16 protein-coding genes and 1 pseudogene are annotated in these 19,177 nt (G+C 75.1%); 2 read left to right on the top strand and 15 right to left on the bottom strand.

What is annotated here, in order from left to right:
* Nucleotides 1–25: 25 nt before the first annotated feature.
* The 11 genes from VSR01_RS32050 to VSR01_RS32000 form a co-directional block, all read right to left on the bottom strand.
* Nucleotides 26–1,900 (bottom strand): transketolase, encoded by a 1,875-nt coding sequence (locus tag VSR01_RS32050; RefSeq protein ID WP_326452494.1) that lies wholly within the window; start codon nt 1,898–1,900, stop codon nt 26–28.
* A gap of 254 nt (nt 1,901–2,154) precedes the next feature.
* A complete protein-coding gene (locus tag VSR01_RS32045) occupies nt 2,155–2,916 on the bottom strand; it encodes an amino acid ABC transporter ATP-binding protein (protein WP_326453937.1) in 762 nt (253 codons plus the stop codon).
* A 40-nt stretch (nt 2,917–2,956) separates the two neighbouring features.
* Entirely contained in the window at nt 2,957–3,208 is a 252-nt protein-coding gene (locus tag VSR01_RS32040; protein WP_326452493.1) for a TfoX/Sxy family DNA transformation protein, read from the bottom strand.
* Nucleotides 3,209–3,405: 197 nt separating this feature from the next.
* Nucleotides 3,406–4,185 (bottom strand): exodeoxyribonuclease III, encoded by a 780-nt coding sequence (locus VSR01_RS32035; protein ID WP_326452492.1) that lies wholly within the window; start codon nt 4,183–4,185, stop codon nt 3,406–3,408.
* 149 nt (nt 4,186–4,334) lie between these two features.
* Nucleotides 4,335–4,961 carry an MBL fold metallo-hydrolase gene (locus tag VSR01_RS32030; protein WP_326453936.1) on the bottom strand — a complete coding sequence of 209 codons (627 nt, stop codon included), beginning with the start codon at nt 4,959–4,961 and terminating at the stop codon, nt 4,335–4,337.
* Between the two features lie 114 nt (nt 4,962–5,075).
* The gene (gene pcaDC / locus VSR01_RS32025; RefSeq protein WP_326453935.1) at nt 5,076–6,314 is read right to left on the bottom strand and encodes a bifunctional 3-oxoadipate enol-lactonase/4-carboxymuconolactone decarboxylase PcaDC; all 1,239 of its coding nucleotides are present in this window, start codon (nt 6,312–6,314) and stop codon (nt 5,076–5,078) included.
* Nucleotides 6,315–6,468: 154 nt separating this feature from the next.
* The gene (locus VSR01_RS32020) at nt 6,469–7,353 is read right to left on the bottom strand and encodes a hypothetical protein (RefSeq protein WP_326452491.1); all 885 of its coding nucleotides are present in this window, start codon (nt 7,351–7,353) and stop codon (nt 6,469–6,471) included.
* A complete protein-coding gene (locus VSR01_RS32015) occupies nt 7,350–8,504 on the bottom strand; it encodes an ROK family glucokinase (RefSeq protein ID WP_326452490.1) in 1,155 nt (384 codons plus the stop codon). The genes VSR01_RS32020 and VSR01_RS32015 overlap by 4 nt, the downstream gene beginning before the upstream one ends.
* A 105-nt stretch (nt 8,505–8,609) precedes the next feature.
* On the bottom strand, nt 8,610–9,380 hold the full coding sequence (locus VSR01_RS32010; protein ID WP_326453934.1) for an ATP-binding cassette domain-containing protein: 771 nt from the start codon (nt 9,378–9,380) through the stop codon (nt 8,610–8,612).
* 67 nt (nt 9,381–9,447) lie between these two features.
* Entirely contained in the window at nt 9,448–10,500 is a 1,053-nt protein-coding gene (locus VSR01_RS32005) for an ABC transporter permease (RefSeq protein WP_326452489.1), read from the bottom strand.
* On the bottom strand, nt 10,497–11,504 hold the full coding sequence (locus VSR01_RS32000; protein ID WP_326452488.1) for a sugar ABC transporter substrate-binding protein: 1,008 nt from the start codon (nt 11,502–11,504) through the stop codon (nt 10,497–10,499). Before VSR01_RS32000 ends, VSR01_RS32005 begins: the two co-directional genes overlap by 4 nt.
* Nucleotides 11,505–12,249: 745 nt before the next feature.
* Here VSR01_RS32000 and VSR01_RS31995 point away from each other — a divergent pair.
* Nucleotides 12,250–13,941, top strand: coding sequence for a hypothetical protein (locus tag VSR01_RS31995; protein WP_326452487.1), 1,692 nt, complete (start codon nt 12,250–12,252; stop codon nt 13,939–13,941).
* 49 nt (nt 13,942–13,990) lie between these two features.
* Here VSR01_RS31995 and gap read toward each other — a convergent pair whose 3' ends face one another.
* Both gap and VSR01_RS31985 read right to left on the bottom strand, forming a co-directional pair.
* Nucleotides 13,991–14,986: a type I glyceraldehyde-3-phosphate dehydrogenase gene (gene gap, locus VSR01_RS31990; protein WP_326452486.1), complete on the bottom strand. Its 996-nt coding sequence runs from the start codon at nt 14,984–14,986 to the stop codon at nt 13,991–13,993.
* A gap of 199 nt (nt 14,987–15,185) precedes the next feature.
* Entirely contained in the window at nt 15,186–16,139 is a 954-nt protein-coding gene (locus VSR01_RS31985; protein WP_326452485.1) for an aldo/keto reductase, read from the bottom strand.
* Between the two features lie 217 nt (nt 16,140–16,356).
* Between VSR01_RS31985 and VSR01_RS31980 the strand changes: the two genes are divergently transcribed.
* Nucleotides 16,357–17,238, top strand: coding sequence for a helix-turn-helix transcriptional regulator (locus VSR01_RS31980; protein ID WP_326452484.1), 882 nt, complete (start codon nt 16,357–16,359; stop codon nt 17,236–17,238).
* A gap of 104 nt (nt 17,239–17,342) precedes the next feature.
* On the opposite strand, the pseudogene VSR01_RS31975 reads toward VSR01_RS31980, so the two are convergent.
* Nucleotides 17,343–18,346, bottom strand: a pseudogene (locus VSR01_RS31975) (MerR family transcriptional regulator).
* A 3-nt stretch (nt 18,347–18,349) separates the two neighbouring features.
* A complete protein-coding gene (locus VSR01_RS31970) occupies nt 18,350–19,021 on the bottom strand; it encodes a HEAT repeat domain-containing protein (protein WP_326452483.1) in 672 nt (223 codons plus the stop codon).
* Nucleotides 19,022–19,177: the final 156 nt, after the last annotated feature.

Raw genomic sequence — 19,177 nt, 5'->3', positions numbered from 1 at the left:
TTCCCTGAGTGGTCACGGCGCCGCCTCAGCGGGCGGCGACGAGCTTGCGCGCGGCCGCCGCGATCGCGTCCGCGTCGATGCCCGCGGCGTGCAGCTGCTCGTCGGGCGTCGCGGAGCCGGGCATGGTGTGGACGGCGAGCCGGGTGAGCAGCGGCATCGGATGGCCGTTGCCGAAGGACTCCAGAACCGCGTCGGCCAGACCGCCCTCGGGGTGGTGGTCCTCGGCGACCACGAACCGCCCGGTGGCCGCGGCGGCCTCGCGCAGCGTCTGGGTGTCCACCGGCTTGACGGAGTACAGGTCGATCACCCGGGCCCTGATGCCGTCCGCCACGAGCCGGTCGTGGGCGGCCAGCGCCTGGTGCAGGGTGACGCCGGCGCCGATCAGGGTGACCTGGTCGTCGGGGTGGGAGCGCAGCACCTTCGAGCCGCCGACCGGGAAGTCCTCGCCGGCGCCGTAGAGCACCGGGGTCTCGCCGCGGGTGGTGCGCAGGTAGCCGATGCCGGGGACGTCGGCGAGCGCGGCGGTCAGCTGCGCGGTCTGATTGGCGTCGCAGGGGTAGAGCACCGTGCTGCCGTGGATCGCGCGCATCATCGCCAGGTCCTCCAGCGCCATCTGCGACGGGCCGTCCTGGCCGATCGAGACGCCGGCGTGCGAGCCGACCACCTTGAGGTCGCTGCGGCTGATCGCGGCCATCCGCAGGAAGTCGTGCGCGCGGGTCAGGAACGCGGCGAAGGTGGAGGCGTACGGGACGCGCCCGCGCACGCCCAGGCCCACGCCGGTGGCGACCATCTCCTGCTCGGCGATGTAGCACTCGAAGTAGCGCTCGGGGTGCTCGTCGGCGAACAGGCCGGCCTTGGTGGAGTCGCCGACCTCGCCGTCCAGCACCACCACGTCCGCGCGGCGGGTGCCCAGGACGGTGATCGCCTCGCCGAAGGCGGTGCGGGTGGCCACGTCCGAGCCGCGGTCGTACGAGGGCAGCGCGGCGTGCGGATCGGCGCCGCCCTCCAGCCGGGGCGGGTCGGCGTCCGGCGGGCCCTGCACCTGGACCAGGATGTCGCGGACCCCGCCCAGCTCGCTGATCGCGGACTCGGCGTCCGGCACCGGCTTGCCGTGGTGGCCTTCGAGGTTCTCGACGGCGACGACGCCCTTGCCCTTGCGGGTGCGGGCGATGATCGCGGTGGGCGCGCCGCGATTGTCGCGGGCGGCGGCCATCGCCTCGTCGATCGCGGCGATGTCGTGGCCGTCGATCTCCACGGTGTGCCAGCCGAAGGCGCGGATCCGGCGGCCGTAGGCGTCCAGGTCCCAGCCGTGCCGGGTGGGGCCGCGCTGGCCGAGCCGGTTGACGTCGACGATCGTGGTGAGGTTGTCCAGGCCCTCCATGCCGGCGTGCTCGAACGCCTCCCACACCGAGCCCTCGGCCATCTCGCTGTCGCCGCACAGCACCCAGGTGCGGTACGGCAGGTGGTCCAGGCGCTGGGCGGCGAGCGCGACGCCGACGCCGATCGGCAGGCCCTGGCCGAGCGAGCCGGTGGCCACGTCGACCCAGGGCAGCCGGGGCGTGGGGTGGCCCTCCAGCCGGCTGCCGAGCTTGCGGTAGCCGGTGAGCAGCTCGTTCTCGTCGATCGCGCCGGCCGCCTTGTAGGCGGCGTACAGCAGGGGCGAGGCGTGGCCCTTGGACAGGATCAGGTGGTCGTTGCCGGGGTGGCCGGGGTCGTTGAAGTCGTAGCGCAGGTGGCGGGCGAGCAGGACCGCCATGAGGTCGGCGGCGGACATCGAGGAGGTGGGGTGCCCGGAGCCGGCCGAGGCGGACGCGCGCACCGCGTCGACCCGCAGTTGCTGCGCCAGCTCGGCGATCTCGGCGTCGGTGAGGACCTGGTCCCTGGTGGCCGTGCTGTTCATGAGGACTGCTCTCCGTTTCCCTGGCTGGTGGCGCCCTGGCTGGTGGCGGATTGCCTGTCGCGGGCGGGCGCGCACGACCGGGCCGGCGCGCGGCGCCCCTCAGCTCAGCGGCTGCCCGTGCGGGAGCGGTGCAAACGGGACACGGGCGACCGGGCCCGGCGGCCGGGCGGTCGGCCCCGCGGCCTCGGGAGCCCGGCCTTGCGGGCCGTCCCGTCGGGCCGGCCCGCCGGCCTCGGAGGGACGGCCCCGCCGCCTCAGTGGTGCAGCACCTTGGCCAGGAAGTCGCGGGCCCGTGCGGTGCGCGGCGCGGCGAAGAACTCCGCGGGCGGCCGGTCCTCGACGATCCGGCCGTCGGCCATGAACACCACCCGGTCGGCGGCCGAGCGGGCGAAGCCCATCTCGTGGGTGACCACCAGCATGGTCATGCCGTCCGCGGCGAGCTGCCGCATCACCGCGAGCACCTCGCCGGTCATCTCCGGGTCGAGCGCGGAGGTGGGCTCGTCGAAGAGCATCACCTTGGGGTCCATGGCCAGCGCGCGGGCGATGGCGACGCGCTGCTGCTGCCCGCCGGACAGCTGCGCGGGGTGCTTGTGCGCCTGGTCGGCCAGGCCCACGCGCTCCAGCAGCTCGCGGGCCCGCCGCTCGGCGTCCCGCGGGTCGCGGCCGCGCACCCGGATCGGCGCGACGGTCAGGTTGTCCAGGACGGTGAGGTGCGAGAAGAGGTTGAAGGACTGGAAGACCATGCCGATGTCGGCGCGCAGCCGGGCCAGCTCGCGGCGGTCGGCGGGCAGCGTCGCGCCGTCGACGGTGATCGTCCCGGAGTCGACCGGGGTCAGTCCGTTCACGGCCCGGCACAGCGTGGACTTGCCCGCGCCGGACGGCCCGATGAGGACGACGCTCTCGCCGCGGGCCACCGCGAGGTCGACGCCGCGGAGCGCGTGGTGGTCGCCGAAGTGCTTGTCGACGCCGCGCAAGGCTATGAGGGGTTCGCCGGACGGGGTCGGGGAGGCGGACATCTCTGCGGGCACGGGGGCGGGGTCGGGGCCGGTCCGGCGGTCAGCCGAGGACGCGGTTGACGAGGGTGTCGCGCTCGGTCTGCGGGATGGCGGTCCAGCGCATGCCGCGCAGGGCGCCTTCCAGGGCGAGCAGGGTGTGGGTGCGGGCGTCCTCGGGCAGTTCGGGGCTGATCTTCTCGAACGCCCGGCCCGAGCCCAGTCGGCGGAGTTCGCCCGCGTCGTCGACGCCCGCGCGGCGCAGGCGCTCGGCGAGCACCGCCCCGATGTTCGGCAGCTGTTGAAGGGAGTCCACGTCGAGCCTCCGGGTTCACGCTGTGGGTGCGTTGCTTGGGCGCCATCATGCACGGGCGGCGCGGTCCTGCCCGGGCAATGCCTGCTGACACGCCCTGACCGTCCCCCGCCCCGGTGACGCGGCGCCCGCCGACGCCGCGTCGCCCCGGTGACGCGGCCCGCCGACGCCGCGCCCGTCCGGCCGGCCCCGACCGGGGCTCAGACGTCGAGGTCGACGACGACCGGCGCGTGGTCGGAGGCGCCCTTGCCCTTGCGCTCCTCCCGGTCCACGTACGCGTCCGAGACCGCCTTGGCGAACGGCGCGTTGCCGTAGACCAGGTCGATGCGCATCCCGCGGTTCTTGGGGAAGCACAGCTGGCGGTAGTCCCAGTACGTGAACGGGTGGTCGTACTTCAGCGGGCGCGGCACCACGTCGCTGAGGCCGGTGCCGCGCAGCTCGGCGAGCGCGGCCCGCTCGGCCGGGGTGACGTGGGTGGCGCCCTCGAAGGCCGCGGGGTCGTAGACGTCGTCGTCGGTCGGCGCCACGTTGTAGTCGCCGAGGACGGCGAACGGGCGCTCGCCGGCCGCGTCCCCGGCCACCGCGGCGCGCAGCGCCTCGAACCACTCGATCTTGTAGGCGAAGTGCGGGTGGTCCACCTCGCGGCCGTTGGGCACGTAGACCGACCAGACGCGGACCGGGCCGCAGGTCGCGGCGACCGCGCGGGGCTCCTCGACCCCCTCGTACAGCGGGCCGCCGGGCAGGCCGGTGACCACGTCCGCGAGGCCGACCCGGGAGAGCACCGCCACGCCGTTCCACCGGCCGGTGGCGTGCACCGCGGCCTCGTAGCCCAGCTCGCGCAGCTCGGCGGCGGGGAACTGCTCGGGGGTGCACTTGAGCTCCTGGACGCACAGGACGTCCGTGCCGCTGCTCTCCAGCCAGGCGAGCAGCCGCGGCAGCCGGGCGGTGACGGAGTTGATGTTCCAGGTCGCGATGCGCATGCCCCCCAACCTAGCGGCTGGGTACGACAGCGCCGCCGCGGCCCGGTACGTCGCCCTCCCCCGGCCCGCTCCCGCGCGTCCGGGCGCCCTGCTCCCCGGCCGCTCAGCCCCGCTCCCCCTGCCCGCTCAGCCCCGCTCCGCTGCCCCGGTCAGCCCTGCTCGCCGGGCGCCAGCCGGACGTGCTCGGCGCGGCCCAGCTGCCCGATCTGCGTGTCGTAGACCGGCCTGGCCAGGTCGGTGAGCAGCGCGTCGTGGATGTCGATCGCGCGCCGCGGCGCGACGGCGCGGACGTAGTCGATGACCTCGGAGATCTTGTTCCACGGCGCCATCACCGGCAGCATCAGGGTGTCCACCGGCGCGTCCGGCACGGTGAGCGCGTCGCCGGGGTGGAAGAGCGAACCGTCCACCAGATAGCCGACGTTGGTGATGCGCGGGATGTCCGGGTGGATGACCGCGTGCAGTTCGCCGTGCACCTGGACGTCGAACCCGGCGGCGGCGAAGGCGTCCCCGTGGCCGACGGTGTGCACCCGGCCGGGGAACGCGGCCGAGAGCGTGCCGGCGACCGAGGCGAGCGTCCACACCTCGGCGGCCGGGTCGGCCTCCAGCACGCGGCGCACCCGGCCCTCGTCGAAGTGGTCCATGTGCTCGTGGGTGATCAGGATCGCGTCGGCGCCGGCCGCGGCGTCCTCCTCGCTGAAGGCGCCCGGGTCGATCGCCAGGGTCCGGCCGTCCTTCTCCAGCACCACGCACGAGTGCCGCTTCTTCGTCAGCTTCAGGCTCATGGATCCATCCTGCTACGGCCCCGCGCGCGGGGCGCACCGGGACCCGGCGGCCCGGTGCCGCGACGGACGGGCGGACGGGCGGACGGGCGCGCGGGCGGGCCGCCCGCGTCAGTCGCCGGCCCGGGTCTCCTGCTCGATCACCGGGCGGGCGGCCTCCAGGGCGGCGCGGGCGGCGGGCAGGCCCGCGAAGACCGCGGTGTGCACGAGCGCCTCCTCTATCTCCGCCGGGGTCAGGCCGTTGCGCAGCGCGGCGCGGGTGTGGTCGGCGATGTCGCCGAGCCGGCCGAGCGCGGTGAGCGCGCCGAGGGTCAGGAAGCTGCGGGTGCGCCGGTCCAGGCCAGGGCGGGTCCACAGCTCGCCCCAGGCGTAGCGGGTGGCGAAGGCGTCGAAGCCGGCGCCGAAGCCGTCCCCGCGGCCGGTCTCGGCGTCCACCTGGGCGTCGCCGACCAGTTCGCGGCGGATGCGCAGACCGTCGGCGTAACGGTCGGGCTGGGCGGGGCCGGCGCCGGACCCGGCGGGCGGGCGCGGCGGCACCGGCGGCGGCGCGGGCGCGAACGGGGTGGGCGCCGGGGTGTGGTCGGCCCAGGCGCTCTCGAAGTGCCGGGCCAGCAGGTCGCCGACCGCGCCGGGCTCCTCGACCGGGGCCAGGTGGCCGGTCGCCGGGACCACGGCGAGCCGCGCGTCGGGGATGCCGGCCACCAGCAGCCGGGCGTCGGCCGGCGGCGTCTCGGTGTCGTCGGCGCCGGCGATGACCAGCGTCGGCACCGTGATGCCGGACAGCGCGTCGCGCACGTCGAAGGCGGCGAGCGCCTCGCAGGCGGCGATGTAGCAGGCGGCGTCGGTGGTGGCGACCATCTTCACCGCCCACTCAGTGATGGCCGGCTGGGTGGCGAGGAAGGCGCCGGTGAACCAGCGCTCGGGGGTGGCCCGCGCGGTGCGGTCCAGGCCGTTGGCGCGGACCACGACGCCGCGCTGCCGCCAGGTGTCGCCGGTGGCGAACCGGGCCGCGGCCGAGACCAGCGCGAGGGCGGCGACCCGGTCCGGGCGCAGCAGCGCCAGCCGGGCGCCGATCGCGGCGCCCAGCGAGCAGCCGGCGTAGCCGAAGGCGTCGATGCCCTCGTCGTCCAGCACCGCGAGCAGCCGCCTGGCCAGGTCGTCGACGGAGGAGGCGGGCTCGGCGGGCGCGCCGCCGTGGCCGGGCAGTTCGTAGCGCAGCACCCGCCAGCGGGCGGTCAGTTCGGGCAGCTGCCGGTCCCACATGTGCCAGGTCGCGCCGAGCGCCGGGCCCAGCACCACCACGGGCGCGTCCTCGGGGCCGTCGAACCGGTACTGCAGCGGGGGTTGCAGGTCGTCACGGTCGTCGTACCCGTCGTCAGCCGGCCTCGTGCACGTCGTAGCCGCCGCCGTGCGCGGCCGGCGCTGCGGCGCCGAGGACGGCGGCGGTCTGGTCGGTCGTGTCGCTCATCGCGCCTCACGCTATCGAGTGAAGCCCCGGGGTGGGTCACCCGCCCCCGAAGCCGTGCTGGAAGTTGACGGTGGAGACGACGTAGACGGTGGGGGCGTCGGCGTCCGAGAGGTCGACGACGATGTCGTGGTCGGGGCGGTCGCCGACCGTGTGCAGTTGGGTGCCGCCCCAGGGGCCGGCGTCCGACAGGGACCAGCCGGCCGTCCTGGCCTGGGCCGGGCTCAGCGCGGCGCGGCCGTCGCGCAGCGCGTCGCGGCTGGTGCCGATCCTGGCCAGGAAGGTGTCCAGGCCGCCCGCGGTGGTGGTGAACTGCGCGTACAGCGCGCTGGTGTCCCAGGAGTTGGTCTCCAGGTAGCCGACGCGGGTGGCGCCGACGGGGAACGGCACCTGGTAGATGCGCTGTTGCAGCGAGGTCGGCTCCTCCCAGGTCATGTTCCGGGCGGCGGCCTCCTGCTGCTTGCTGACGCCGCCGTCGCGGCTCTGCTCGGCGGAGATGATCACGTAGCCGAGCGGGACCAGCACCAGCAGCGGCAGCACCGTCCAGCGGACCCAGCGCGGCAGGTCGCGCATCGGCCGCGGGTCGGGCTCGGCGGGATGGTCCTCCGGGAGCGTTTCGGGGTGCGCCCCGGCCGCCTGGTGTTCTTCGGCGGACCCGCGGTCGCCCGCGGCGGTGCGGTTCGCGGCGGCCGTGCGGTTCGCGGCGGACCCGCGGTCCCCGGCGGCGCCGTGCTCCTCGGCCGCCTGGTGCTGCCCGGCCGTGTGCTGCTGGGGCAGGCGGACGTCGCGGTCGGTCCGGCCGGTCCGGTCAGTCCGATCGACCCGGTCGGCCCGGTCGGCCCGCTCCGCCGTGTGCGGCGCGGGCGCCGCGGGGTCCGGGGGCTCCGCGTCCGCGGTGCCCGGGCGCTGCGGTGTCGTCGTCATGAGTCGGCGGCCTGCCGTCCGTAGCCGTAGACGCGGCCGTAGCGCTCGTACCGCTCGACTCTGCGGCGGTTGGTGCGGCGGAAGCGGCGGGCGACGAGCCGGGCCAGGTCGGCGGCCCCGACCATGCCGGCCTCCGGGCCCAGTTCGGCCTTGGCGATGCGCGCCTCGGGCCGGTAGCCGCGGCCGGTCAGGGTGCGCCGGAAGGCGTCCCTGGCCGGGCCGATCAGCAGGTCGTCGGCCGCGCTGACGCCGCCGCCGATCACGAAGCAGGACGGGTCGAGGGCGGCGGCCAGGTTGGCGATGCCGACGCCCAGCCACTGGCCGATGTCCTGGAACAGCTCGACGCACATCGCGTCGCCCTCGCGGGCCAGTTCGGTGATCAGCGGCCCGGTGATGTCGCGGACATTGCCGCCGACCCGGTCGATGATCCCGTACGCCACCGGGGACTCGGCGGCGGCCAGTTCCCGGGCCTCGCGCACCAGGGCGTTGCCCGAGCTGTACTGCTCCCAGCAGCCGCGGTTGCCGCACGGGCAGCGGTGGCCGCCGGGCACCACCTGCATGTGGCCGAACTCGCCGGCCACGCCGAAGCGGCCGCGCTTGACCCGGCCGTCCTCCAGGATGGCGCCGCCGATGCCGGTGCCCAGGGTGATCATCACCAGGTCGGCCTCGCCGCGGCCCGCGCCGAACCGCCACTCGGCCCACGCCGCGGTGTTGGCGTCGTTGTCGACCATCACCGGCACCAGCAGGCGCTCGGAGAGCCGGTCGCGCAGCGGCTCGTCGCGCCAGGACAGGTGCGGGGCGAACAGCACCCGGGAGCGCTCGGCGTCCACCCAGCCGGCCGCGCCGATGCCCACGGCGTGCACGTCGTGCCGCTCGGACAGGTCGAGCACCAGCTCGACGATGGTGTCCTCGACGACCTTGGGGCTCTTGGACTTGTCCGGCGTCTCGGTGCGCAGCTTCTCCAGGATGTTCCCGTCGGCGTCCACCACCCCGGCCATCACCTTGGTGCCGCCGATGTCGATGCCGACGGTGGGCACCCGGGGCGCGGTCAGGTGCGAGCGTCGCTCTCGGCGTTCGGCGCCGCTGACGTCGCGCCACACCGTGGCACGGGCGGCGCTGCCGCGGTGGACGCGGTCACGATTGGCACTCAATCGGTCGTCTCCGGGTGGGGTCGGGGTCGGCTCGGGTCGGTTCTGCCCGTCGGGCGGCGCCGGGGGCGCCGGGCGTGCCCGGTGGCGCCGGGGCGCCGGGCGGGGTCAGGTGGGGCGGCGGCTCAGTTCGTGGGTCAGCTCCTCCAGCTCGCTGCCGCCGGCCATCTCCCGGGTCAGCTCGTCCAGCGTAATGTCCTCGCGCAGGTGGCTGCCGGACATCGCGCCGCGCTTCAGCAGCACGAAGCGGTCGCCGACCAGGTAGGCGTGGTGCGGGTTGTGCGTGATGAGCACCACGCCGAGGCCGCGGTCGCGGGCGGCGGCGACGTACCGCAGCACCAGGCCGGACTGCTTGACGCCGAGCGCGGCGGTCGGCTCGTCCAGGACCAGCACGCGGGCGCCGAAGTGCACCGCCCGGGCGATGGCCACGCACTGCCGCTCGCCGCCGGAGAGCGTGCCGATCGGCTGGTCCACGTCGCGCAGGTCGATGCCCAGGCCCAGCAGCGCCTCGTGCGTGGTGGCGCGCATGGTCGCGGTGTCCAGGCGGCGCAGCGGCCCTCGGCCCTTGGTGGGTTCGGAGCCCAGGAAGAAGTTCCGCCAGACCGGCATCAGCGGGACTACCGCGAGGTCCTGGTAGACGGTCGCGATGCCGCGGTCCAGCGCCTCGCGCGGGGAGGTGTGCCGGACCGGCTCGCCCTCGATCCGGTACGTGCCGGAGTCGTGCGGGTGCAGGCCGGCGATGATCTTGATGAGGGTGGACTTGCCCGCGCCGTTGTCCCCCAGGACGCAGGTGATCTCCCCGGCGTGCACTTCCAGCGAGACGTCCCGCAGCGCCAGGACGCTCCCATAGGACTTCGAGACGCCCTCCAGGGCGACCAGCGGGCCGCCGCCGGGCGCGGGGGCGGGGCCGGCGTGGGGCCGGACGGGGTGGAGCCGCCGTCGGTGGTCATGCGTTCGCCTCCGCACGCCTGCGGACCCAGGCGTTGAGCAGGGCGGCGAGCAGCAGCATCGCCCCCAGGAAGAACTGGAACCAGTCCGGGTTCCACTGGGCGTAGACGATGCCCTTGCTGGCCATGCCGAAGATGAACGCGCCGACCGCCGAGCCGATGGCGCTGCCGTAGCCGCCGGTCATCAGGCAGCCGCCGATGACGGCCGCGATGATGTACAGGAACTCGTTGCCGACGCCCTCGCCGGACTGCACCACGTCGAAGGAGAACAGCAGGTGCTGGCCGGAAATCCAGGCCGCGAAGGCGACCGCCATGTAGAGCCCGACCTTGGTCCGGGCCACCGGCACGCCGACCGCGCGGGCCGCGTCCGCGTTGCCGCCCGCGGCGAAGATCCAGTTGCCGACGCGGGTGCGCAGCAGCACCCAGGTGGCGACCGCGACCAGGCCGAGCCACCACAGGATGGTGACCTGGAGGTCGACCGAGCCGACCGTCCAGTGCGAGGCGAACAGGTCGCGGCAGGTCGGGAAGCCCTCCATGTCGCTGATCGACTTGGTCGCCACGGTGCCGCTGATCAGCTTGGTCAGGCCCAGGTTGAGGCCGGTGAGCATGAGGAACGTACCGAGCGTGATGATGAAGCTCGGCAGCTTGGTGCGCACCAGCATGATCCCGTTGAACGCGCCGAGCGCGAGCGTGACCAGCAGCGAGACGCCCACGCCCACCCAGGTGTTGGCGGTCATCTGGAAGCTGAGCATCGACGAGATCAGCGCCGAGCTGGTCACCATCACGCCGGCCGACAGGTCGAACTCGCCGCCGATCATCAGCAGCGCGACCGGCACCGCCATGATGCCGATGGTCGAGGACGCGTAGAGCACCGTGCCCATGCTGGAGGCGCGCAGGAAGGAGTCGGCGACCAGCGAGAAGAACACGAAGACGGCCAACGCGCCGACCACCGAGCCCAGTTCGGGCCGGCCGAGCAGCCGGCGCAGCCCGGAGCGCGGAGCCAGCCGCTCGTCGCCGGAGGGGCCGGAGGACAGGACGTCCGCAGTGCTCATCGGGTGCCCCGCTTGGCGTAGGCGAGCAGCTTGTCGGCGTCGTCCTTGGTGACGATCTGCGGGCCGGTCAGCACCGGCCGGCCGCCGCCGAGGGTGTCGTTGTTGTAGCGGTAGAGCCACAGCAGGTCGATCGCCTCGTAGCCCTGGAGATACGGCTGCTGGTCGACGGCGAAGCCGATGCGGCCGTCCTTGAGCGAGGTGGCGACCTGGGCGTTGAGATCGAAGGTGTCGACCTCGGCGGAGGAGCCGGCCTGCTGCTTGGACGTGGCGGCGGTGGCGGCGAAGGGGGCGCCGAGCGTCACCACCGCGTCGATGGAGTGGTCGGCCTGCAGCTTGGCCTCGATCGCGGACTGCACGTCGGGCATGTTGGTGCCGTCGACGTAGAGCTTGTCCATGGTGCCGTGGAAGGTCTCCTTGGCGCCGTCGCAGCGCTGTTCGAGGCCGACGTTGCCCTGCTCGTGCAGGACGCACAGGGCGTGCTTGCGGCCCCGCTTGTTCAGCTCGTCGCCGACCGCGTTGCCGGCGACCTTCTCGTCCTGGCCGATGTGGGTGAGGGCGCCGAACTGCTTGGACTGCTCGGCGCCGGAGTTGACGGTGATCACCGGGATGCCGGCCCGCACCGCGCGGGCCACCACGGACTTGAGCGCGTCCGGCTTGGCGAGGGTGACGACCAGCCCGTCCACGTGCTGGTCGATGGCGGCCTGCACCAGTTGCGCCTGCTGGTCGCCCTGGTCGCTGTTGGAGTACAGGAACTTGACGTTGTCCTTGGCGGCGGCCTGCTTGGCGCCGCTCTGCACGATGTCCCAGAAGGTGTCGCCGGCCCCGGAGTGGGTGACCATCGCGAACGTCCAGCGCGGGGTGTCGACGGCCGAGCCGTTGGCGTGGGCGAGCTTCTTGGCGCGGTCCTCGGCGCGCTTGCCGCCGGTGGCGCTGCAGCCGGCCAGCGCGGTCGCGGCGAGGGCCGCGGCGAGCAGGCCGGCCGCGAGGCGGGTGGTCCTGCGCACGGCGGGGCCGCGGGCCCCGGGGGAGGCGGGGCCGCGGGTCCCTCGGGAGGCGGGGCCGCGCCGGGCGAGGACGCCGCGCGCCGCGCGCGCACGGCCGGCGCCCGCGGCCGTCGCGCGGACCGCGCCCGCCCTGTTCGTACGGTCGGCGTCCGCGTCCGTCGTGCGGACCGCGCCCGCCGTACCGTCCGCGTCGCGCGCCGCACCGGCCGGCGTCGTCCCTCCCGACCTTCCCGCCCTTGCCATCGCCACGAAGCTCTGCCTTTCCCTGCGCTTGCCCATGATGCAACCGGGATGGGGTTGCATCCGTGTGTTGCGTGCGACCATCCCGGCGGCCCCAGTATCCGTCAAGAGTCCGCGCCTTCCCCACCGCGCTCCGCCGGGCCGCGCCGCCGCGGGCGGGCGGCCCCCGCGCGGCGCGGGACGCCGCGGCCAACGCCCGGTGAATTGTGGGCGTCCCGGCGGTCACGGTAGGGCCGCACGCCTGGGCCGGGCCCCGGCGCGCGGTTAGCGTCGGCGCCGTGACCTCAGCAGACGCCTCCGCCGCCCCCGGCCGGGCAGCCGGGACCGACGCCTCCGACGGGCCGGGCGCCCCGGGCGACCTGGGCGCCCCCGACACCCCGGGCGCCCCCGGACGTCCCGGCACCCCGAGCGCCTCCGCCAGGCCGGGCGCGCCGAGCGCCTCCGACAGGCCAGGCACGGCGGCCGGCCCCGCCTCCGGGCCGCGCTGCCGACGCCGGTCGTCGCGGTGACCGGGACCGCCGCGCTGGTGGCGGCCGGCGCGATGTGCTGGAGCGGGCTCAACCACGACGTGCGCTACGTACTGGGCGGCATGCGGGCGTCGGGGCGCGGCGGCTTCGCCGCGTCCGGGGTGTTCGTGCACCGGCCGCTGGCGTACCGCTGGCTGCTGTCGGGCCTGGACCACCTCACCGCCGGGCCGGTGGCGGTGCGCGAGGCGTGGATCAGGGCGCTGGTGATCGCGCTCACCGCGGCGCTCGCGTGGTGGCTGCGGCGCGGGCTGGGCCGCTTCCTGCCGCGCCGCGAGGCGACCGCGGTGGCCGTCGCGGTGGGCCTGGTGCTGGTCTATGCGCCGGCGTGGGACTTCCTGCAGCCGGAGTGGGTCGCGGTGTGGCTCGCGGCGGCCTCGCTCGCGGCGGGCCTGGCGCTGCGCCGGACACCCGTCGCCGCGGGCGCGGCCGGTGTCTTCGCCGCGCTCGCGGTGCTGGTGAAGTACACCACCGCGCCGACCGCGCTGCTGCCGCTGGGCGCCCTGTTCGTGCTGGACCGGCGGCGCGGGTGGTGGGCCGCGGCGGCGACGGCGCTCGCCGCACCGGCGGGGTTCGTGCTGGCGATCGCCGTGCAGCCGCGCGAGTGGCACTGGTTCAACGAGCTGTCCGCGCTCAACCCCGACACCCCGGTGCAGCAGGGCCTGCGCGCGGCGGATCTGCGGCTGCTCGCCCAGACGGTGGGCACCGAGGCGCTGATGAACCCGGCGGTCGCGCTGCTGCCGGCCGCCGTGCTGCTGCTCGCGCGGGGCGCGGCGACCCGCCGGGCGCGCTGGGCGTGGCCGCTGCTGACCGGGGCGGGCGTGGCCGGGGTGCTGGTCGCGCTGGTCGTGCAGGGCCAGTGGTTCCAGTACCACCTGGCGGCGCTGCCGGTGCTGGGCGCGGCGCTGTGCGGTCTCGCGGCGGCGCGGGCGACGCGCGACGCGCCGCACCGGGTGCCGCCGGCCCTGGTGGCGGCGGCGCTGCTGCTGGGCGCGGCGGTGCCGCCGGCGGCGGCGCGCCCGCTGCCCTGGCGCACGGCGCACGCTACGGCGGCGTACGTGCTGCTGTCGGTGGTGGTGGCGGCGACGTCGGCCGCGGCGTGGCGGGCGGCAGGCGCGCGGCGCGCAGGGACCGGGAGCCGGGCGCGGCGCACCACGGGAGCGGGAGCGGGGACGTGGGCGACGGCGGGGACGTGGGCGGCCGGCGTCGCCGCGCTGCTGGCCGTCGCGGTCCCGGCGTGGCCCACCACGCCGTACTCCTTCGACACCCGGCACGCGGACTTCACCGCGCTCGAACGCGCCCACGACCGCCGGGACCTCGGCCGCTGGCTCGCCTCCGTGCGCGACCGGATCGGCCCGGACACCCCGGTGACGTATCTCGCCTTCGGCGACGTCGCCTACCTGCTCGGCAACCCCACGCACTGCCGCTACCCGACGCCGGACTTCCTGCAGCGCACCCGCTACGACCGGGAGATCACCGGGCAGGCCAGCTACCGCGAGGACCTGCGCTGCGTCGCCGACCCGGCGGCGCGGTTCGCGGTGCTGGACACCTCCTGGTTCCCGCTGCCCGCGGTCGCGCCCGAGGTCGCGGCCACGGTCCGCGGGCACTTCGCCTGCGGCCGGCCGGTCGCCGCCTACCCCCGCTTCCACCTGGTGGTGTGCCCCCGCGGGTGAGGGCGGGGGCACGGACGTACGGCCGTCCGAGGGGAGGCGAGGACGGCCGTCAGGCGGCGAGCAGTTCGAGGGTGTCGATGATGCGCTGGGAGAAGCCCCACTCGTTGTCGTACCAGGCGACGACCTTGACGTGGCGGCCGTCGACGCGGGTCAGCGCCGAGTCGAAGATCGCCGAGGCCGGGTTGCCGGTGATGTCGGAGGAGACCAGCGCGTCCTCGGAGTATTCGAGGACGCCCGAGAGCCGGCCGTCGGCGGCGGTCCGGTACGCGGCCAGCACCTCGTCGCGGCTGACGTCGCGCGCGACCGTCGTGTTCAGCTCCACGATGGAGCCGACCGGGACGGGCACGCGGATCGAGTCGCCGGACAGCTTGCCGTCCAGCTGCGGCAGCACCAGGCCGATCGCCTTGGCCGCGCCGGTCGTGGTCGGCACGATGTTGACGCCGGCCGCGCGGGCCCTGCGCGCGTCGCGGTGCGGTCCGTCCTGGAGGTTCTGCTCCTGGGTGTAGGCGTGCACCGTGGTCATGAAGCCGTGCTCGATGCCGGCGAGTTCGTCCAGCACGGAGGCGAGCGGGGCGAGCGCGTTGGTGGTGCAGGAGGCGTTGGAGACGATGGTGTGCGCGGCCGGGTCGTACGCCTCGGTGTTGACGCCGTAGGCGAGCGTCACGTCCGCTCCCGCCGAGGGCGCGCTGACCAGGACCTTGCGGGCGCCCGCGGTGAGGTGGGCGCCGGCCGCCTCGGCGGAGGTGAAGCGGCCGGTCGACTCCAGCACGATGTCGACGCCGAGGTCGGCCCAGGGCAGCTTGGCCGGGTCGCGCTCGGCCAGCGCGCGGATGCGGTGGCCGTCCACCACGAGGTCGTCGCCGTCCACGGCGACCGGGCGGCCGAGGCGGCCTGCCGTCGAGTCGAAGGCGAGCAGGCGGGCGAGCGCCTGGGGCTCGGTGAGGTCGTTGACGGCGACGACCTCCAGGGCGCTGTCGCGCTCCAGCCAGGCGCGCAGCACGTTGCGGCCGATGCGGCCGAATCCGTTGACGGCGATGCGGGTCATTGCGGGGTCCCCATTCCTCGGGAGCGGCTTCTTCCCTTACGCCCCCAGGTTCGCGTGCAGGTCAGCCGGGTGCCGACGGCGAGAGCGCCACGGTTCGCAAGGATCTCGCCAGCCACGCGCACGGCCGGTCACCGCGTCGCCGACCGCCCGCCCCGCCGGCCACCTGCCGTGCCGGGGCGGGCCGGGGACCCCGCGCGCGTCACATCTCCTGCTCCCACCAGCCGCGCGTGTCGACGCCCGTCGCGTCCGCCAGCGCCTCCAGCTCCGCGATCTCGGCCTCGTCGAGCTCGATGCCGCGGGCCCGTACCAGCCCGTCGACGTGAGCCGCCTTCGTGACGCCGACGATCGGGGTCGTCCCCTTGGCGAGGGCCCACGCGGTGGCGATTTCGGCGGCGGACGCGCCGCGGGCCTCGCCGATGGCTCCCATCCGGTCGGTCAGCGCCTGCAGCCGGGGCAGGACCTCGTTGTACGCGGCCGCCCGGTTGCTGCCCTCGGGCAGCGGGTTCGCCGGGCTGTACCGGCCGGTCAGCGCTCCCTGCTCCAGGACCATGTAGGCGAAGAACGGCAGGCCGTGCTCGCGGCAGTAGTCGAGGACGCCCGCGCGCTCGGGGCCGCGGTACAGCAGGCTGAAGTGGTTCTGGACCGCCTCCACCCGGAAGCCGGCCTCGCCCAGGATCTGGTCGGCGAGGGCGATCTCCTTCACGTTGTGGTTGGAGACGCCGACGTGCCTGACCCTGCCGCTGCGCAGCAGCGGGATCAGGGACGGCGTCCACCGCTCCACGTCGGCGGGATTGTGGATCCAGTAGACGTCCACGTAGTCGGTGTCCAGCCGGGCCAGGCTCTGCGACAGCATGTCCGCGACGGGATCGTCGCCGTCGCCCGCGAGCTGCGGGGTGAACTTCGTCGACAGCTGGTACCGGCCGCGGTCCAGGCCCGCCAGCGCCCGGCCGAGGACCGTCTCCGAGCGGCCCATCCCGTACGCCACGGCGGTGTCCCACAGGGTGAACCCCTCGGACTGCGCCGTCTCGACGACCTCGCGCAGACCGGACTCGCTCAGTTGGCTGCCGAAGTAGCCGTCGCCCGCCTCTCCGCTGTCGCCCCAGGCCCAGGTGCCCAGCGCCACCGCCGGCACAGTCAGCGCGTTGCTCGTCATCTCTTACCTCCGGTGCTTGTTCCTGCGACCGTGCCGGAACGGGTGTCGGTCCGCGTGTCGGTCCGCGTGTCGGTTCGCGTGTCGGTTCGCGTCTCGTCACGCCGTCCGGCCGGTCGACCTCCAGGAGACCGCGATCGCCGCCGCCGGAGAAGGTCGCGTTTGCGGGGGTACAAGCTCGACCCCCCTGCCGTCGTGACCGGCGATTACCATGAGTGGCATGGAACGATCTCCCGGGAACCGCGGCGAGATCCGGGACTTCCTCGCGAGCCGGCGCGCCAGGATCACCCCGGCGCAGGTCGGGCTGCCGGCCGGCACGCGTCGCCGGGTCCCGGGGCTGCGGCGCGAGGAGGTCGCCGTCCTCGCCGGTGTGAGCACCGAGTGGTACACGCGGCTGGAGAAGGGCCACATCGGCGGTGTGTCCGAGGACGTCCTGGACGCGGTCGCCCGCGCCCTGCGGCTGGACGACGACGAGCGCACCTACCTGTTCGACCTGGCGCGGTCGTCGCGGCAGGAGAGCCGTACGCCCTCGCGCCGCAGGGACGCCGAGGTCCCGCCCCGGGTGCGGTGGCTGCTCGACTCCATGACGGCGTCCTCGGCGTTCGTGCGCAACGGCCGCACGGACATCGTCGCCGGCAACGCGCTGGCCCGGGCCCTGTTCGCGCCGATGTACGACAGCGTCACGGTGGACAGACGCGGCCGGCCCAACATCGCCCGCTTCACCTTCCTCGACCCCGTCGCACACGACTTCTACGTCGACTGGGACGCCGCCTGCGCCGCGACGGCCGCGCTGCTGCGCGCCGAGGTCGGCCGCGAGCCCCAGGACCGGGCGCTGCGCGAACTCGTCGGCGAACTGTCCACCCTCAGCCCCGAGTTCCGCGGCCGCTGGGCCGCGCACGACGTCCTGATCCGCCACGACGGCGTCAAACACCTCCACCACCCCGAGGTCGGCCACGTGGAACTGACCTTCCAGTCCCTCGACCTCCCCCTGCCCGGCCGCGCCGTCCACGACCTGATCGTCTACACGGCGGAGCCCGGCACGGCGTCCGAAGACCGCCTCAAACTCCTGGCCAGCTGGTCCGCGACGCCTTCCCCCCACTGACGCCGGACGTCATCCCGCCAGGGAGGCGCGGGCCGGGAGACGGGCCCGTCGGGGCAGACGCAGCCCCGGAGGGAAACCCGTGCGGGGCGACCGGGCGGTCCCGGTCACCCCGCCTCACGCAGCCGAAGAAGATACGCGGCGGTCAGCGCGACAGCACGGTCCCGGTCGTGCGACAGCTCCGCGAGGGCGCGTAACGCCGTCGTCCCCGGAACGTCCGCCAGCGCCTGGGTCAGCCGCCCGCGCGCGGGCGCCGGGGTCGTGCCGTCGGCGAGGCGGTCGACCAGCCGGGCGGCGATCCGGTCCGCCGTCGCGACGTCGCTCGCCAGCACGCCCAGCGCATCGGCGCGTCGGTGTCGTTCCTCCCCTCCACGACCATGTCGACGAGCACCGGCACGGCGTCGGCCACCCCCCTCGCGCCGAGTGCCAGAGCCGCGTACCCGCGCACCACGCCATCGGGGTGCGCGAGCGCCTTCCGCAGCCGCGCCGCGGCCCTGTCCGAGGGCAACTCCACGAGGGCCCGCACGGCACGCTCGCGCACCGCGGCCTCCGGTGAGCCGAGGCCCTCCGCCAGCAGCGCCAGGGCGTCGCCGCCCGATCGCGCCAGCGCCCACCGCAGGGCCCCCGCGACGTTCGGCTCCGTCTCCCTGAGCACCGCCTCGACGAGGGCCTCCACCGGCACCGGAACCTCGTCGCCGGAGGCGAGGACCGCGCGCTGGCGTGCGTCGGGGCTCTGCGACCCCAGGGCCCGCAGGAGCGCGACGACCTGGAGCACCTCCTGCCAGTCGGCCGGGTCCGCGGCACGGATCCGGCGGAGCCGCGTGAGCAGCTCGGTCTCGGCCGCGATGCGCTCGCGCGTCCGACGGATCAGGTCGCCGACGAGCGCAGGAGGCGTCAGAGCGGGATCGTCGAGGGCCCGTCCGACCTCGCGCAGCGACAGGCCCAACGACCGCAGGCTCTCGATGTGGAAGATCCGCCGGACGTCGGCCGCGGAGTACTCCCGGTAGCCGGACCCCGTACGGCCCGAAGGCCGCACGAGGCCCAGCGACTCGTAATGCCGGAGCATCCTGGCGCTGACCCCGGAGCGTCTGGCCACCTCACCGATCAACACGGGTCAATCGTCCGTCCCGGGGGCTCCGGCGAGGGCGGCGACGCGCTTGGCCTCCTCGATCGCCCGCTCGAATCCCGCGTCGGGGTCCCGCGACAGCCGCCGGGTGGCGCGTGCGTGCGCGCGCACGCGGGGGTCGTCAGCCGTCGTCGCGGCGTGCAGGGCCGGCCCGGCCGCTTCGCCCAGGGCCAGCAGCGCCCGGCTGAGGCTCAGCCGTGTCTCCCGCCCACCACGGCCGAGCTGCGTCGCCAGGTCCGTGGCCAGCGCGGTCTCCTCGCCGTGCGGGACGAGCAGGACCGCGGCCCGCCAGGCGGCGCGCGCCACGTCCTCGTCGGCGTCGGACAGCAGTGCCCGGGTGATCGCGGGCCATGCCCGCCGGTCCCCGATCTTGGACAGCGTGTGCAATGCCTGACCGCGGGCCTGCGCGCGCTCGGAGCGCAGCTCGCGCAGCAGCCCCGGCAGCGTCAGGGACACCGGGTGACGGGTGAGCGCCCAGGTCAGCATGTCGCGGACGAAGAACTCGGGCTCGACCGCGCACCGTTCGACGAGCGTGTCGACGAACCGCGGGTCGGGCGCGCTGCCGACCGCCAGAGCAGCCCGCAGCCGCACGGACGCCCGCTCGTCCTCCAGCCCCCGGAGCGCTCGCTTCGCCTCCGCGTCCCCTCTTGCCATGGTCATCGGGACCACCTCCTCGGAACGCGACTCAAGACCTTGCCACGCTGTGAAGGTCAACCCCGAAGGCGACGCGGAGGCCGGGCGCGAGCCGGCGGAGGTCGGACGCGAGCTGACGGAGGTCGGACGCGAGCTGACGGAACCGGGGGCGAGCTGACGGAA

It is taken from the genome of Actinacidiphila sp. DG2A-62, from assembly GCF_035825295.1.
Lineage (GTDB): Bacteria > Actinomycetota > Actinomycetes > Streptomycetales > Streptomycetaceae > Actinacidiphila.
This window is presented reverse-complemented; position numbering and strand designations above follow the sequence as displayed.

Coding starts and splice junctions, on each gene's coding strand:
- VSR01_RS31985 (WP_326452485.1), bottom strand. CDS start 16,139: ATGACGAGCAACGCGCTGACTGTGCCGGCGGTGGCGCTGGGCACCTGG.
- VSR01_RS32045 (WP_326453937.1), bottom strand. CDS start 2,916: ATGTCCGCCTCCCCGACCCCGTCCGGCGAACCCCTCATAGCCTTGCGC.
- VSR01_RS31980 (WP_326452484.1), top strand. CDS start 16,357: ATGGAACGATCTCCCGGGAACCGCGGCGAGATCCGGGACTTCCTCGCG.
- gap (WP_326452486.1), bottom strand. CDS start 14,986: ATGACCCGCATCGCCGTCAACGGATTCGGCCGCATCGGCCGCAACGTG.
- VSR01_RS31970 (WP_326452483.1), bottom strand. CDS start 19,021: ATGACCATGGCAAGAGGGGACGCGGAGGCGAAGCGAGCGCTCCGGGGG.
- VSR01_RS32050 (WP_326452494.1), bottom strand. CDS start 1,900: ATGAACAGCACGGCCACCAGGGACCAGGTCCTCACCGACGCCGAGATC.
- VSR01_RS32035 (WP_326452492.1), bottom strand. CDS start 4,185: ATGCGCATCGCGACCTGGAACATCAACTCCGTCACCGCCCGGCTGCCG.
- VSR01_RS32005 (WP_326452489.1), bottom strand. CDS start 10,500: ATGAGCACTGCGGACGTCCTGTCCTCCGGCCCCTCCGGCGACGAGCGG.
- VSR01_RS32020 (WP_326452491.1), bottom strand. CDS start 7,353: ATGACGACGACACCGCAGCGCCCGGGCACCGCGGACGCGGAGCCCCCG.